We start from the raw sequence: 16189 nt of genomic DNA on the forward strand, positions 1-16189 counted from the left end.
CTCGCCTGAGGACACTGGACGATGGAATTAACATTTTTGGGGACATCCGCCGGCGTGCCGACCCGTACGCGTAATATGACGTCGATAATACTGAATTTGCAACAACCCACCAGCGCTGAAATGTGGTTGTTTGACTGCGGCGAAGGCACCCAGCATCAGTTTCTCCATACCCCTTACCACCCAGGCAAACTGAATAAAATTTTCATCACTCACCTGCACGGCGATCATCTGTTCGGCCTGCCCGGCCTGTTGTGCAGCCGCTCGATGCAGGGAAACTCGCTGCCGCTGACGGTTTACGGGCCAAAAGGGATTAAAGAATTCATCGAAACCGCGCTGCGCCTGAGCGGCTCATGGACCGATTATCCGCTCACTATCATCGAAGTCGGCCCAGGTCTGGTCTTCGACGAAGACGGCTATCGGGTCAGCGCGTACCCGCTCAGTCATCCGGTGGAGTGCTACGGCTACCGCATCGAACAGCATGACAAGCCCGGAACGCTCGATGCCGCCCAACTGATTGCCGATGGCGTGCGTCCGGGGCCGCTGTTTCATCAGCTCAAGCTCGGCCAGCGCGTTGAGCTGGAAGATGGCCGGGTCATCGACGGCAGCCGCTATCTGGGACCAGCGACCCCGGGTAAAACGCTGGCCATCTTCGGCGATACCGCCCCCTGCCCGCAGGCGCTGGAGATGGCGCGCGGCGCGGATGTGATGGTCCACGAAACCACCCTTGAGCAGGCGATGGCGGTGAAAGCCAATAGCCGTGGCCACTCTTCCAGTCAGCAAACCGCGGCGCTTGCCAAAGAAGCGGGGGTCGGCACGCTAATCGCCACCCACTTTAGCTCGCGCTACGATGCCGAAGGCTGCCTGCGCATGCTGGCGGAATGCCGGGAGATTTTCGCCAATACGCTACTGGCGGAGGATTTTATGGTCTATAGGCTGGCGTAAACCGCGGGCATAAAAAAACCGCCGACAAGTCGGCGGTTTTTTATTTATAGCGCAGATTACATCAGCGGCGTCGCCAGCTGCACGATGCTAATCAGCGGCTGCGGCCACACGCCGAGCACCAGCACCAGCAGCGCGGAGATCAGCACTACGATACCACCGGCGCTGTACTGCCAGTTTGACGGCGCATCGCGGTTCAGCTGCTCCGGGGCGCTCAGGTACAGGCTGACGGCAACGCGCAGGTAGTAGTAGAGACCAATCGCCGAGCCGATCACTACCGCGGCAACCAGCCACCACAGGTGCGCATGCACACCGACGGCCAGCACGTAGAACTTACCGATAAAGCCGAGGGTCATCGGAATACCGGCCAGCGACAGCATCATCACCGTCATTACCGCCGACAGGATCGGACGGTGCCAGAACAGACCGCGGTAGGAGAACAGCGAGTCAGCATCCGGGCCGCGATACGGGCTGGACATCAGGCTGACTACGCCGAACGCGCCGAGGCTGCTGAACAGATAACCGGCCAGGTAGACGCCAACGGCTTCCATCGACATTTCGCCGCTCTGCAGGGCGATTAACGCCACCAGCAGATAGCCGAGGTGTGAGATGGAAGAGTAACCGAGCAGACGCTTAATGTTGGTCTGGCTCAGCGCCATCAGGTTACCGAAGATGATAGAGGCGAAGGCGATCAGGCCCAGCACCACGCGTACCGCTTCGCTGTCGCCCACCGGCATGTACAGGAACAGACGCATCACCACGCCGAAGATGGCAATCTTGCTGGCGGTCGCCAGGAAGGTGGATACCGGCGCAGGCGCGCCCTGGTATACATCAGGCGTCCACAGGTGGAACGGCACCAGCGACAGTTTAAAGCCAAGACCGACGATCATCAGACCGAGGCCCGCCAGCAGCAGCGGCTCATGCAGCGCGTTGTCAGCCAGGCTCTTGCCCAGCGCGAGGAAGGACAGGTTACCGGAATTCGCATACACCAGCGCCATACCGAACAGCAGGAAAGACGAGGCTGCCGCGGAGAGGATGGTGTATTTGATGCTCGCTTCCAGCGAACGTTTCTGGCGGAAGGCGTAACCGACCAGGCCGAACAACGGCAGCGAAATCAATTCGATACCGAGGAACAGCGAGGCCAGGTGATTGGCGCCGGCCAGCAGAATGCCACCCATCGCGGCGATCAGCACCAGCAGGTAGAACTCTTCTTTATTGTCCTTGTAACCCTCAAGCCATGGGTAGGCGAAAGTACAGGTCGCGAGGCTCGCCAACAGCACCAGCCCGGTATAGAGCATCGAGTAACCGTCAACGCGGATCAGCGGGGTGACGTCCATCGCCCCGTTCTGACCAACAAACCAGAGCGAGACCAGCGCGGCGTTAAGTCCGAGAACCGACAACGTGGCATTGAGAAAATGATTGCGTCGCCACGCAATGGAGAGCATCACAACCACCACCGTCAAGCCGACGATCAGCAGCGGTAGCAGTGCGATCAGTTGTTGTGGAGTTATTGTCATGGCGAATTACGGCCTTGTAGTAGAAACAGAATTAACAAACCACTGCTGAATGTTGCTCATCGCAGCATGCGAGGTGTCGAGAATTGGCTGCGGGAAGAAGCCCAACAGCACCAGCAGCACCACCAGCAGCAGGATGATAGACAGTTCACGCAGGGACATCCCCGGCAGCTCTTTCGTCGCGATTTCGCTTTTCGCTTTACCGAAGTAAGCGCGATGCAGCATCGACAGCGAGTAAACGGAAGCGAATACCAGACCAAAGGTCGAGATAACGGTAATCACCGGCACCACTTTATAGCTGCCGAACAGAATCATAAATTCGCCGACAAAGTTACCGGTGCCCGGCATCCCCAGGGTGGCGACAGCGAAGAACATCGACATCGCCGGCAGCCATTTAATTTTGCTCCACAAGCCGCCCATCTGGCGCATATCGCGGGTGTGCAGACGTTCGTACAGCTGGCCGCACAGAATGAACAGACCCGCCGCGGACAGACCGTGGGCAATCATCTGAATCACCGCCCCTTGATAAGCCAGCTGGCTACCGGTGTAGATAGCAATCAGCACGAAGCCCATGTGGGAAACGGAGGTGTAAGCAATCAGACGTTTGATATCGGTCTGGGCGAAGGCCATCCACGCGCCGTAGAAGATACCGATCACGCCCAGCCACATGGCGATTGGCGCAAACTCGGCGGAGGCGTTCGGGAACAGCGGCAGCGCAAAGCGCAGCAGACCGTAGGCCGCGGTTTTCAGCAAGATGCCCGCGAGGTCGACGGAACCGGCAGTCGGCGCCTGGGAGTGGGCGTCCGGTAGCCAGCCGTGCAGCGGCACTACCGGCATTTTCACCGCGAAGGCGATGAAGAAGCCGAGCATCAGCATGTATTCCACGCCGTGCGACATCGGGGTTTTCAGCAGCTCTTCATAGTTGAAGGTCCACACGCCGGTGGCGTTGAAGTGAACGAATGCCAGCGCCAGAATGGCGATCAGCATCACCAGGCCGCTCGCCTGGGTATAGATGAAGAACTTGGTGGCCGCCGTGATACGCGTTTTACCGTCAGAGGCTTTGTGACCCCACAGCGCGATCAGGAAGTACATCGGCACCAACATCATTTCCCAGAAGAAGAAGAACAGGAACATGTCGATGGCGAGGAATACGCCGATGACGCCGCCCAGGATCCACATCAGGTTGAGGTGGAAGAAGCCCTGGTACTTTTCGATTTCGCGCCAGGAACAGAGCACCGCCAACACGCCGAGCAGGCCGGTCAGCACCACCATGAGCAGCGACAGACCGTCAATCGCCAGATGGATGCTAATGCCGAAACGTGGGATCCACGGCAGCACGAATTCCGACTGCCACTGCGGAATACCCGCGGATTGCGTCAGAGAATAGCCGCCCTGCATCCACAGCTGCAGGCCAAGCACCAGCGTCAGTCCCATGGTAATCAGCGCAATCCAGCGCGGCAGTTTCACGCCAAAGCGTTCAGTCTGCCAGCACAGGAAGCCGCCAATAAAGGGGATTAATATTAGCCAGGGTAATAACATGGCGATTTTTATTCCTTGTTAAAGTCCCGTTCAGGACCGATTTTCAACGAATTCGACTACATTCACGTTTGAGGGCGGTTTGTTGTGTCGGGTGGCGTTTCGCTTACCCGACCTACGGTTTCGTAGGCCCGGTAAGCGAAACGCCACCGGGCAAAACCGCGCGCTCAAATCAACGCAGTACCATCAGCAGAGCCAGCACTACCACCGCGCCAATGCTCATTGAAGCCACATACCAGCGCAGATAGCCGTTCTCGCTCACCAGCAGGCCTTTACCTGCGAAGCGGGACAGAATCGCCGGGATATTCATCAACGAGTTCAGCGGATCGCTCTTCAGCAGCCAGGCGATACCGAGGAATGGTTTCACGAACACTTTGTCGTATAACCAGTCGAAGCCCCAGGCATGGAACCACCAGGTACCGAAGAAGCGGCCAGGCGCGCTGTTGGCGATGGAAGTCACCAGCGTACGTTTGCCCAGCCACAGCCATGCGGCGATCAGGATGCCGGCGATAGCGATAATCCCGGAGGTCATTTCCAGCGTCATCACGCTACCGTGGGCGAGCTCGGTGGTCTGCGGCAGTACGCCTTCCAGCGGCGGCACAATCAGCGCGCCAACGAAGGTGGACAGAATCAGCAGCACAATCAGCGGCAGATGGTGGGTAATCCCCTTCCCTGCGTGCGCGTGAATTTGCTCTTTACCGTGGAACACGATGAAAATCATACGGAAGGTATACAGCGAGGTCATAAAGGCGCCGACCAGGCCCGCTACCATCAGATTGATATGGCCATTGGCCATCGCGCCAGCCAGAATCTCATCCTTACTGAAGAAGCCTGCGGTGATAAGCGGCAGAGCGGACAGCGCCGCGCCCCCCACCAGGAAGCAGACATAAACCAGCGGAATGGATTTGCGCAGGCCGCCCATCTTGAAGATGTTCTGTTCGTGATGGCAGGCGAGGATCACCGAACCGGACGACAGGAACAGCAGCGCTTTAAAGAACGCATGCGTCATCAGGTGGAAGATCGCCGCGTCCCAGGCCTGGACGCCCAGCGCGAGGAACATGTAGCCAATCTGGCTCATAGTCGAGTAAGCCAGCACGCGTTTGATGTCGGTCTGCACCAGCGCGGCGAAGCCCGCCAACACCAGCGTGATTGCGCCAACGATACCGACCAGATGCAGCACTTCCGGCGTCATCAGGAACAGGCCGTGGGTACGGGCAATCAGGTACACGCCCGCGGTCACCATGGTAGCGGCGTGGATCAGCGCAGAGACCGGCGTCGGGCCCGCCATCGCATCGGCAAGCCACGTTTGCAGCGGCAGCTGAGCGGATTTACCGACCGCGCCGCCGAGCAGCATCAGCGTCGCCCACTGCAGCGTGGTGCTGCCGTTAGCGAAGTGCTGCGGCGCCAGCTCAACCATTTCGCGGAAGTTCAGGGTGCCCAGTTCGTTATAAAGAATGAACAGCGCGAAGGCGAGGAACACGTCGCCGACGCGGGTGACCACGAACGCTTTCATCGCCGCGGCGTTGTTCTTCGGATCGGTGTAGTAGAAGCCGATCAGCAGGTAAGAACAGAGACCCACGCCTTCCCAACCCAGGTACATCAACAGCAGGTTATCGGCCAGCACCAAAACGACCATGCTGGCGATAAACAGGTTGGTGTAAGCGAAGAAGCGAGAGTAGCCCTCTTCGCCGCGCATGTACCAGGAGGCGAACATGTGGATCAGGAAGCCGACGCCGGTAACCACGGAGAGCATGGTCAGAGACAGGCCATCCAGCACCAGGTTGAAGCCGATGTTGAAATCACCGACCGACATCCAGTTCCACAGCGGTACGCTGACCGCCTGTTTGCCGTTAGCGAAAAAGTCGACGCCGACGTACGCCGTCACCAGCGCCGCCAGGCCTACCGAGCCCATCCCCACGGTAGCGGAAAGATTTTCCGACCAGCGTCCGCGGGAGAAGGCCAGCAGCACAAAGCCAATCAATGGCAGAAGAATGGTTAAGGCAAGCATGTTCATCCACGCAACTCACTTACTGAATCGATGTTCAGGTTCTGGCGGCGACGATGGAGCTGCAGCAGCAGCGCCAGACCGATACTCGCTTCCGCAGCCGCGAGGCTGATGGCGAGGATATACATAATCTGACCATCAGTCTGGCCCCAGTAGCTTCCCGCGACCACGAATGCCAGCGCGGCGGCGTTAATCATGATTTCCAGGCTAATCAGCATAAACAGCAGATTGCGGCGGATCACAAGACCAGTCAGGCCGAGCACAAACAGGATGGCGGCGAGGATCAGTCCATGTGTTAAGGGGATCATGCGTGTTCCTCCGTTTTTCTTTTGTCGCTGTCATTCACGCGGTTGCTCAGCACCTCACCGGCGCGCTCTTCGCGGCCAATGTGGAAGGCGACAACCAGGCCCGCCAGCAGCAGCATGGAGGCCAGCTCCACCGCCAGGACGTACGGCCCAAACAGCGCAATACCCACTTCTTTGGCGTTGATCGCCGCGCCGTCGATACCCTGGTCATTAATGCCCAGGATGGCGTAAACGATTACCACCAGCAGCACCGCGGAAAGGATGGCCGGGCCAATCCAGATCCCCGGCTGCAGCCATTTGCGTTCCTGTTCGATCTCGGTGCCGCCCAGGTTGAGCATCATCACCACGAACACGAACAGCACCATAATGGCCCCGGCGTAAACGATGATTTCCAGCGCACCGGCGAAGTAAGCGCCCAGCGAGAAAAACACCCCGGCAATCGCTAACAGCGAAATGATCAGGTACAGCAGCGCGTGCACCGGATTGGTGTGGGTGACGACCCGCAAGGTTGCGAGGATGGCTATCAGGCCACAGATATAAAAAGCGAATTCCATTGCCCCTCTCCTTACGGTAACAGGCTCTTGACGTCGATTGGCTTAGCTTCGTTTTCCGCTTCGCCCTTATCTTTGCCGTCGATTGCCATACCCGCCATCCGGTAGAAGTTATATTCCGGGTATTTGCCCGGACCGGAAATCAGCAGATCCTCTTTTTCGTACACCAGATCCTGACGTTTGTATTCGCCCAGTTCGAAGTCCGGGGTCAACTGAATCGCCGTGGTCGGGCACGCTTCTTCGCACAGGCCGCAGAAAATGCAGCGTGAGAAGTTGATGCGGAAGAACTCCGGGTACCAGCGGCCGTCTTTGGTCTCTGCTTTCTGCAGAGAGATACAGCCAACCGGGCAGGCTACCGCACACAGGTTACAGGCAACGCAGCGCTCTTCACCGTCCGGATCGCGCGTCAGCACGATACGGCCACGATAGCGCGGCGGCAGATATACCGGCTCTTCCGGGTACATCTGAGTTTCACGTTTGGCGAAGGCGTGCATCCCGATCATGCAAATACTGCGGACCTGGGTGCCGAACCCTACCAATAATTCTTTTAAGGTCATGTTCAATTCACCCCTTATTGCGCCTGCCAGAGAATGACAGCCGCCGTTACCAACAAGTTGACCAGCGTTAACGGCAGGCATACCTTCCAGCCAAAGGACATTACCTGGTCATAACGCGGACGCGGTAATGATGCGCGGATCAAAATGAACATCATCATGAAGAACGCGGTTTTCAGCGCGAACCAGATGAAAGGCGGTAACCACGGGCCATTCCAGCCGCCGAAGAACAGCGTCACGATCAGCGCTGAGACGGTGACGATACCGATGTATTCACCGACGAAGAACAGACCGAATTTCATACCGGAATATTCAATGTGGTAACCATCGGCCAGTTCCTGCTCCGCTTCCGGCTGGTCGAACGGGTGACGGTGACACACCGCCACGCCGGCGATGGCGAAAGTCACGAAGCCGAAGAACTGCGGGATGACGTTCCACAGATGCGCCTGGTTGTTGACGATATCGGTCATGTTGAATGACCCCGCCTGCGCCACCACGCCCATCAGGGAGAGACCGAGGAACACTTCGTAGCTCAACGTTTGTGCGGAAGCACGCATCGCCCCCAGCAGCGAGTATTTGTTGTTGCTCGACCAACCGGCGAACAGGACCGCGTAAACCGCCAGGCCTGCCATCATCAGGAAGAACAGAATACCGATGTTCAGGTCGGCGACCACCCACGACGGGCTAACCGGCACGATAGCAAAAGCCAGCAGCAGCGAAGTAAAGGCGATAACCGGCGCCAGAGTAAAGATCACGCGATCGGAGAAGCGCGGGATCCAGTCCTCTTTGAAGAACATCTTGATCATGTCGGCGACCAGCTGCAGCGAACCGCCCCAGCCCACGCGGTTAGGTCCGTAGCGGTTCTGGAACAGGCCGAGCAGACGACGCTCGCCGAAGCTCATGAACGCGCCGCAGGTGACGACCACCAGCAGAATGACCACGGCCTTCAGGATGCTTAACAAAATGTCGATAAGATCCGGCGTTAACCAACTCATGCTTGCGCCTCCTGCAGTGAATCAATACGCGCCCCGGCCAGTACCGGCGCGATGCCCGGCATGCCCATCGGTAAGCCAACCTGTCCCGCGGCCAGCCCTTCAGAAATAACCAGCGGCAGACTCAGCGTCTGGCCTTCAACGCTGAAGGAAACCATCGCCCCGGCATTGACGCCAAGCTTTGCGGCATCCGCCGGGTTCAGCTTGATGTACGGCTCAGGCATCCGGCTCTGGAACACCGGAGAACGCTGCGACAGCTCATCGCTGCCAAACAGGTGGTAGTAAGGCGCGATACGCCATTTGCCCTCTTCCGCGTGGAAGCTGGCCGGAACCGCCGTGAAGTACTCCAGCCCGCTGGCGGAAGCTTCAATCAGACGCACGCCCGGATCGCCGTGGCGCAGTTTACCGCCCACTTCATCCTGGAATTTGTTCCATGCCTGCGGGGAGTTCCAGCCCGGCGCCCACGCAAACGGAATTTGCGAACGCGGCGCGGACGGCTGGTTGTTCCCTTCCATCGAGAAGGCGAACATGGTGTCTTTATCCTGCGGTTGGCGCGGTTCGTGCACGCTGATGTTGGCGCGCATCGCCGTGCGGCCGCTGTAGCGGTGCGGTTCACGCGCCAGCTTCTGACCGCGAATGCGGAAGGTCGCATCCGGCGCGGCATCTTTAATGCCCGCCAGCTGCGGCAGCGCCGCAATCGCCGCATCGATGACGTGGTCCAGCTGCGTCCAGTCAACCTGACGGTTGTTGACGGTGCTGTGCAGCGAATGCAGCCAGCGCCAGCTTTCCAGCATCACGGTTTTCGCGTCGTAGTAAGCCGGATCGTAAACCTGGAAGAAACGCTGGGCGCGGCCTTCGTTGTTCACCACGGTACCGTCGCTTTCAGCAAAGCTTGCCGCGGAGAGCACCAGGTGAGCATTGTCCATAATCGCGGTGCGCTGATGATCAACCACCATCACCAGCGGCGCTTTCGCCAGCGCAGCGTCGACGCGCGCGGCGGAAGCATGACGGTGCAGGTCGTTTTCCAGCACGATAACCGCATCTGCGGCACCGCTTTCCAGTTCGTCCAGCGCCTCTTCAAGTGAGCCGCCGCCGATCATGCCCAGGCCAACACTGTTCACCGCGCGGGCGACCATGGTCACGCCAACATCGGCGCCGCGGCCTTTCAACGCTTTCGCCACGTTGGCGGCAGCCTGAATGATTTCCATGCTACCGGCGTTAGTGCCGGAGATAATCAGCGGTTTTTTCGCCCCGGCCAGCGCCTGAACGATCACATCAACTTTACCCTGCAGGTCATGGCTCAGGCCATCAACCGCCGGCGCGCTGTTGTCCAGCGCATGGGCGATAGCAAAGCCCAGACGCGCCTGATCTTCCACCGGCGCGCGATAGGTCCACGCCGCGATGTCATCCAGGCGAGTGTCGTCGATATTAGTGACAAATAACGGATGCTTCGCGCGCTGTCCGATGTTGAGAATTGCCGCAATCTGCCAGTCGGCCACTTTCTGCGCCGCCGCCATTTCGCGAGCTTTCCCTTTCACCGCCTGGCGTACCGCCAGGGCAACGCGCGCGCCGGTCTGGGTAATATCTTCGCCCAGCACCAGTACTGCATCGTAGGATTCGATATCGCGCAGCGTCGGGGTATGGATCCCGCCTTCACGCAGCACTTTGAGCATCATCTGCAGGCGCGCTTGTTCGCCTTTAGCGATGCCGGTATAGAAGTTTTCGCTACCGACCAGCTCACGCAGCGCGAAGTTGCTTTCAATGCTGGCGCGCGGAGAACCGATACCAATGACTTTCTTCGACTGGCGCAGGATATCCGCCGCCCCCTGCATCGCCTGTTCGGCGTTGAGCGCGATCAGATCGTCGCCACGGCGCTGAACCGGCTGACGCGGACGATCTTTGAGATTTACGTAGCCATAGCCGAAACGACCGCGGTCGCAGAGGAAGTAGCGGTTAACGGTACCGTTATAGCGGTTTTCGATACGACGCAGCTCGCCATAGCGTTCGCCAGGGCTGATGTTACAGCCAATGGAACACTGCTGGCAGATGCTCGGCGCAAACTGCATGTCCCACTTACGGTTGTAACGCTCAGAGTGCGTTTTATCGGTGAAGACGCCGGTCGGGCAAACTTCAACCAGGTTACCGGAGAACTCGCTTTCCAGCGTGCCATCTTCCGGGCGGCCAAAGTAGACGTTGTCATGAGCGCCATAAACGCCCAGATCGGTGCCATCGGCATAATCTTTATAGTAGCGAACGCAGCGGTAGCAGGCGATGCAGCGGTTCATTTCGTGAGAAATAAATGGCCCCAGATCCTGGTTGCGGTGGGTACGCTTGGTGAAACGATAGCGGCGGAAGCTATGACCGGTCATGACCGTCATATCCTGCAGGTGGCAGTTGCCGCCCTCTTCGCACACCGGGCAGTCGTGCGGGTGGTTGGTCATCAGCCACTCCACCACGCTTTCGCGGAACTGCTTCGCTTCGCCGTCGTCAATAGAAATAAAGGTGCCGTCAGATGCCGGAGTCATACAGGACATCACCAGGCGACCACGCGTGTCTTCCGCGTTCTGATATTGCTTCACCGCACACTGGCGGCAAGCACCGACGCTCCCTAGCGCCGGGTGCCAGCAAAAGTATGGAATATCAAGACCAAGAGAGAGACAAGCCTCTAGCAGGTTGTCCGCTCCGTTGACCTCGTATTCTTTGCCGTCTACATGAATCGTAGCCATTTGCGTGCTTCCAAAAATAAAAAACCTTTAGATTACCAGCGCGTCTTAAGCAGGTTCGGCTGAATACCGTTAATTGCATGGGTATTGCTGAACTGCTGCTTAATGCCAGCCTCGAATTCTTCGCGGAAATATTTGATAGCGCTCTGCAGCGGTTCAACCGCGCCCGGCGCGTGCGCGCAGAAGGTTTTACCCGGCCCGAGGAATCGACACAGTTGCTCAAGGGTTTCGATGTCGCCAGGCTGGCCTTCGCCGCGCTCCAGGGCGCGCAGGATCTTCACGCTCCACGGCAGGCCGTCGCGACAAGGCGTACACCAGCCGCAGGATTCGCGGGCAAAAAATTCTTCGAGGTTGCGCACCAGCGGAACCATGCCGATCTCGTGGTCGACGGCCATCGCCAGCGCGGTGCCCAGACGACTACCGGCTTTACCAATGCTTTCAAACTCCATCGGCAAATCGAGGTGCGCTTCGGTCAGGAAGTCGGTACCGGCGCCGCCCGGCTGCCAGGCTTTAAACTTCAGGCCATCACGCATGCCGCCGGCGTAATCTTCGAGGATCTCGCGCGCGGTGGTGCCGAAAGGCAGTTCCCAGACGCCCGGATTCTTCACGCGCCCGGAGAAGCCCATCAGCTTGGTGCCGGCATCTTTGCTGGTTGAAATATTCTGATACCACTCCACGCCGTTGGCGAGAATGGCAGGCACGTTGCACAGGGTTTCAACGTTGTTGACGCAGGTCGGTTTGCCCCATACGCCCGAGCTCGCCGGGAACGGCGGCTTGGAGCGCGGGTTCGCGCGGCGGCCTTCCAGGGAGTTGATAAGCGCCGTCTCTTCACCGCAAATATAGCGCCCTGCCCCGGTATGCACGAACAGCTCGAAGTCAAAACCGGTACCGAGGATATTTTTCCCCAACAGGCCTGCTTCAGTGGCTTCGGCGATCGCACGACGCAGATGCTGCGCCGCTTCGATATATTCGCCGCGCAGGAAGATGTAACCGCGATAGGCCTTCAGCGCAAAGGCGGAGATCAGCATGCCTTCCACCAGCAGGTGCGGCAGCTGTTCCATCAGCAGACGGTCTTTATAGGTACCCGGTTCCATTTCATCGGCGTTACACAGCAGGTAACGGATGTTCATGGACTCGTCTTTCGGCATCAGGCTCCACTTCAGACCGGTGGAAAAGCCCGCGCCGCCGCGCCCTTTCAGGCCGGCGTCTTTTACCGCATTGACGATTTCATCCGGCGCCATACCGCTTAAGGCCTTGCGCGCCCCTTCATAACCGTTTTTACTGCGATACTCGTCCAGCCACACCGGCTGCTTGTCATCGCGCAGACGCCAGGTTAATGGATGCGTTTCGGCAGTACGAATAATGGTTTTCATTTATACCGCTCCAGGAGGTCAGGAATCGCTTCCGGCGTCAGATAACTGTGCGTGTCGTCATCAATCATCATGGTCGGCCCCTTGTCGCAGTTGCCAAGGCAACAGGTCGGCAGCAGCGTGAAGCGGCCATCAAAGGTGGTTTGACCCGGTTTGATGTCCAGCTTTTTCTCGATAGCGGACTGGATCCCCTGGAAGCCGGTGATATGGCACACCACGCTGTCGCAGTAGCGGATCACGTGACGGCCAACCGGCTGGCGGAAGATCTGGCTGTAGAATGTCGCCACGCCTTCGACGTCGCTTGCCGGGATCCCCAGCACATCGGCGATCGCGTAGATCGCGCCATCCGGCACCCAGCCGCGCTGTTTTTGAACAATTTTCAGCGCTTCGATGGACGCCGCACGCGGGTCTTCGTAGTGGTGCTTTTCGTGCTCAATAGCCTCACGCTCTGCCGCACTCAGCTCAAAAGCCTCGGTTTGTGGTTGTTGATTCTCGTGCATAATTAGCGGTCCACGTCTGACATAACAAAATCAATACTACCCAGATAGACGATAAGGTCGGATACCAGGCTGCCGCGGATCGCCGCCGGGATCTGCTGCAGGTGCGCATAGCTCGGGGTACGAATACGGGTACGGTAGCTCATGGTGCTGCCGTCGCTGGTCAGGTAGTAACTGTTAATCCCCTTCGTCGCTTCAACCATCTGGAAGGATTCGTTGGCCGGCATCACCGGGCCCCAGGAAACCTGCAGGAAGTGCGTAATCAGGGTCTCAATGTGCTGCAGCGTGCGCTCTTTCGGCGGCGGCGTGGTCAGCGGGTGATCCGCTTTGAACGGGCCTTCCGGCATATTATCGAGGCACTGCTGGAGAATGCGCAGGCTCTGGCGCAGCTCTTCCACTTTTAGCATCACGCGGGTGTAGCAGTCGGAAACGCCGCCGCCGGTCGGTATTTCAAAGTCGAAGTTTTCGTAGCCAGAATAAGGACGCCATTTACGCACGTCGAAGCCGATACCGGTCGCGCGCAGGCCTGCGCCGGTGGTACCCCACTCCAGCGCTTCTTTCGCGGTGTAGGCGGCAACGCCTTTGGAGCGGCCAATCAGAATAGTGTTGCGCAGCGCGGCTTTCTCATAGGAATCCAGGCGCTTAGGCATCCACTCAAGGAATTCACGCAGCAGGCGATCCCAGCCGCGCGGCAGGTCGTGGGCGACGCCGCCGATGCGGAACCACGCCGGGTGCATACGGAAACCGGTGATCGCTTCGACCAGATCGTAGATTTTCTGACGGTCGGTAAAGGCGAAGAAGACCGGGGTCATCGCGCCGACGTCCTGAATAAAGGTCGAGATATACAGCAGGTGGCTGTTAATGCGGAACAGTTCGGACAGCATCACGCGGATCACGTTCACGCGATCCGGCACGGTGATCCCGGCCAGTTTTTCCACCGCCAGCACGTACGGCATCTCGTTGACGCAGCCGCCGAGGTATTCGATACGGTCGGTGTACGGGATGTAGCTGTGCCAGGACTGGCGTTCACCCATCTTCTCCGCGCCGCGGTGGTGGTAGCCGATGTCCGGCACGCAGTCGACAATCTCTTCGCCATCCAACTGCAGAATAATACGGAATGCGCCGTGAGCGGACGGGTGGTTCGGGCCGAGGTTGAGGAACATAAAGTCCTCGTTTTCGGTACCGCGCTTCATCCCCCACTCTTCCGGCTTGAAGGTTAACGCTTCCATTTCCAGATCCTGCTTGGCCTTGGTCAGCTCAAACGGATCGAATTCGGTGGCGCGCGCCGGATAGTCTTTACGCAGCGGGTGGCCTTCCCAGGTCGGCGGCATCATGATGCGGCGCAGATTCGGGTGACCGTCGAAGGCCACGCCAAACATTTCCCAGGTTTCACGCTCATACCAGTTGGCGTTAGGGAACAGTTTGGTGAAGGTCGGTAGATGCAGATCGTTTTCAGACAACGCCACCTTGAGCATGATATCGCGGTTGCGGTCTACTGAGATCAGGTGGTAGAAAACGGAAAAATCCGCGGCTGGCAAGCCGTCGCGGTGTGTACGTAAACGTTCGTCCATGCCGTGCAGGTCAAACAGCATCACGTAAGGTTTAGGCAATCTCTTCAGGAAATCACCCACCTCGAGCAGCTGTTCGCGCTTCACCCATACCACCGGAACGCCGGTACGGGTAGGCTGAACGGTAAAGGCATCCGGCCCAAAACGGTTGCGCAGTTCGCCGATCACCGGGTCATCAAGGTGATCGCGGGTTTGCCAGGCTGGTGCGGCGTCATGCGCGGTTAAATCAGTCATATTGTTCACCATTGCAAAAGGTCCGTGGTGACTGCCGGGCGAGGCTTCGCTGCTTTTGTAGATTGATTTGCGAAGTCTGGTTCCCGCCCGCAGGCGCAAGTTAAATCTCGTCCGGAGTCCGCAGATTGGTCACCGCAATTCGTTCGCCGCGTTTACGCTCGCGCTCGGATTGCATGTTGGCGCGATAGACGCCCTGATCGCCAACCACCCAAGAGAGAGGACGGCGCTCTTTACCAATGGATTCCTGCAGCAGCATCAGCGCCTGCATATAAGCTTCCGGACGCGGCGGACAGCCCGGGATGTAAACATCAACCGGAATAAACTTGTCCACGCCCTGGACGACGGAGTAGATATCGTACATCCCGCCGGAGTTAGCGCATGCGCCCATAGAGATAACCCACTTCGGCTCCAGCATCTGATCGTACAGGCGCTGAATAACCGGGGCCATTTTGGTGAAGCAGGTACCGGCGACCACCATCAGGTCGGCCTGACGCGGAGAGGCACGCAGTACTTCCGCGCCAAAACGCGCAACGTCATGCACCGCAGTGAATGACGTCACCATTTCTACATAGCAGCAAGACAGGCCGAAGTTGTACGGCCAAATCGAGTTCTTACGGCCCCAGTTCACCATGTCATGCAGCGCGTGTTCGAGTTTCCCCATATACACGCTTTTATTGACTTCTTGCTCCAGGGGGTCAGTTACGATCTCCTGTTTTTGCAGGGGGTAACGGTCGTTCTCACCGTTAGGATCTATGCGGGTGAGCGTATAATCCATCTTATTGCCTCGCTTTTACTGCATATGACGGTTAGTGGGACTGTCTGTTTCCGGGTTAACCAGCGTGCGACGAGAACGCGCAGGCGTCCAGTCCAGTGCGCCGATGCGAACGAGGTAAACCAGACCAGCCAGTAGCACTAAAATGAAAATTGCGGCTTCCACAAAGCCAACCCAGCCGCTTTCGCGAATGGATGTTGACCATGCGTAGAGATACAGGGCTTCCACGTCGAAGATAACGAAGAACATGGCGACCAGATAAAACTTCGCAGAAAGACGTAAGCGGGCCGAACCAACGGAGTCGATCCCCGATTCAAACGGCGTGTTTTTGCTACGCGCGCGCGCGCGACCGCCAAGGTACCAGCCGCCGACGAGCATCAGGCAGCACAGACCGATAGCGATGATGAGAAATATAGCGAATGCCCAATGATGAGCGATGACTTCAGTGGATGTTGACATACGCATTGCTTAACCAAAAAAGTGTAGCGCCAAAACCCTCTGCTCTTGATGGCAGATGAACGCCACAGCGTTTCACGGGAGGAATAAAAAAATGACCTTGCAAAAAAGCGTCCCTGGTTGATGAGGAAGCCCAAATGCCGTGGCTTTTTACCCCTTTCTTTAACCTTTTG

The 16189-nt window shown here is 58.2% G+C and carries 14 protein-coding genes; 1 reads left to right on the forward strand and 13 read right to left on the reverse strand.

The features are described 5' to 3' along the window. Positions 1-21 precede the first annotated feature (21 nt). Positions 22-942, forward strand: coding sequence for a ribonuclease Z (rnz, locus tag PGR10_RS08710; RefSeq protein WP_430923368.1), 921 nt, complete (start codon positions 22-24; stop codon positions 940-942). A 56-nt stretch (positions 943-998) separates the two neighbouring features. Here rnz and nuoN read toward each other — a convergent pair whose 3' ends face one another. From nuoN to nuoA, 13 genes are all read right to left on the reverse strand, one after another. Continuing rightward, positions 999-2456, reverse strand: coding sequence for an NADH-quinone oxidoreductase subunit NuoN (gene nuoN / locus PGR10_RS08715; protein ID WP_430923369.1), 1458 nt, complete (start codon positions 2454-2456; stop codon positions 999-1001). 6 nt (positions 2457-2462) lie between these two features. Next, entirely contained in the window at positions 2463-3992 is a 1530-nt protein-coding gene (gene nuoM / locus PGR10_RS08720) for an NADH-quinone oxidoreductase subunit M (protein WP_015365593.1), read from the reverse strand. A gap of 169 nt (positions 3993-4161) precedes the next feature. After that, positions 4162-6003, reverse strand: a complete 1842-nt coding sequence (gene nuoL, locus PGR10_RS08725) for an NADH-quinone oxidoreductase subunit L (protein WP_015706160.1) — start codon at positions 6001-6003, stop codon at positions 4162-4164. Then, positions 6000-6302, reverse strand: coding sequence for an NADH-quinone oxidoreductase subunit NuoK (nuoK, locus tag PGR10_RS08730; protein ID WP_004865088.1), 303 nt, complete (start codon positions 6300-6302; stop codon positions 6000-6002). Before nuoK ends, nuoL begins: the two co-directional genes overlap by 4 nt. Then, positions 6299-6853, reverse strand: a complete 555-nt coding sequence (gene nuoJ / locus PGR10_RS08735; protein ID WP_015365591.1) for an NADH-quinone oxidoreductase subunit J — start codon at positions 6851-6853, stop codon at positions 6299-6301. Before nuoJ ends, nuoK begins: the two co-directional genes overlap by 4 nt. A gap of 11 nt (positions 6854-6864) precedes the next feature. Continuing rightward, positions 6865-7407, reverse strand: a complete 543-nt coding sequence (gene nuoI, locus PGR10_RS08740) for an NADH-quinone oxidoreductase subunit NuoI (RefSeq protein WP_015365590.1) — start codon at positions 7405-7407, stop codon at positions 6865-6867. Between the two features lie 14 nt (positions 7408-7421). Next, positions 7422-8399: an NADH-quinone oxidoreductase subunit NuoH gene (gene nuoH, locus PGR10_RS08745; protein WP_015365589.1), complete on the reverse strand. Its 978-nt coding sequence runs from the start codon at positions 8397-8399 to the stop codon at positions 7422-7424. Continuing rightward, complete coding sequence (gene nuoG, locus PGR10_RS08750) at positions 8396-11122, reverse strand: NADH-quinone oxidoreductase subunit NuoG (RefSeq protein ID WP_020078241.1); 2727 nt, start codon at positions 11120-11122, stop codon at positions 8396-8398. The genes nuoH and nuoG overlap by 4 nt, the downstream gene beginning before the upstream one ends. 32 nt (positions 11123-11154) lie before the next feature. Continuing rightward, positions 11155-12492 (reverse strand): NADH-quinone oxidoreductase subunit NuoF, encoded by a 1338-nt coding sequence (gene nuoF, locus PGR10_RS08755; RefSeq protein WP_015365587.1) that lies wholly within the window; start codon positions 12490-12492, stop codon positions 11155-11157. Further along, positions 12489-12989, reverse strand: coding sequence for an NADH-quinone oxidoreductase subunit NuoE (gene nuoE / locus PGR10_RS08760; protein WP_015365586.1), 501 nt, complete (start codon positions 12987-12989; stop codon positions 12489-12491). The genes nuoF and nuoE overlap by 4 nt, the downstream gene beginning before the upstream one ends. A gap of 2 nt (positions 12990-12991) precedes the next feature. Next, the gene (gene nuoC / locus PGR10_RS08765; RefSeq protein WP_113374322.1) at positions 12992-14800 is read right to left on the reverse strand and encodes an NADH-quinone oxidoreductase subunit C/D; all 1809 of its coding nucleotides are present in this window, start codon (positions 14798-14800) and stop codon (positions 12992-12994) included. Between the two features lie 88 nt (positions 14801-14888). Next, positions 14889-15563: an NADH-quinone oxidoreductase subunit NuoB gene (gene nuoB / locus PGR10_RS08770; RefSeq protein WP_002913178.1), complete on the reverse strand. Its 675-nt coding sequence runs from the start codon at positions 15561-15563 to the stop codon at positions 14889-14891. 15 nt (positions 15564-15578) lie between these two features. Next, the gene (nuoA, locus tag PGR10_RS08775; protein ID WP_002913181.1) at positions 15579-16025 is read right to left on the reverse strand and encodes an NADH-quinone oxidoreductase subunit NuoA; all 447 of its coding nucleotides are present in this window, start codon (positions 16023-16025) and stop codon (positions 15579-15581) included. Positions 16026-16189 lie beyond the last annotated feature (164 nt).

It is taken from the genome of Klebsiella sp. 141198 (assembly GCF_050600785.1).
Classification (GTDB): domain Bacteria; phylum Pseudomonadota; class Gammaproteobacteria; order Enterobacterales; family Enterobacteriaceae; genus Klebsiella; species Klebsiella aerogenes.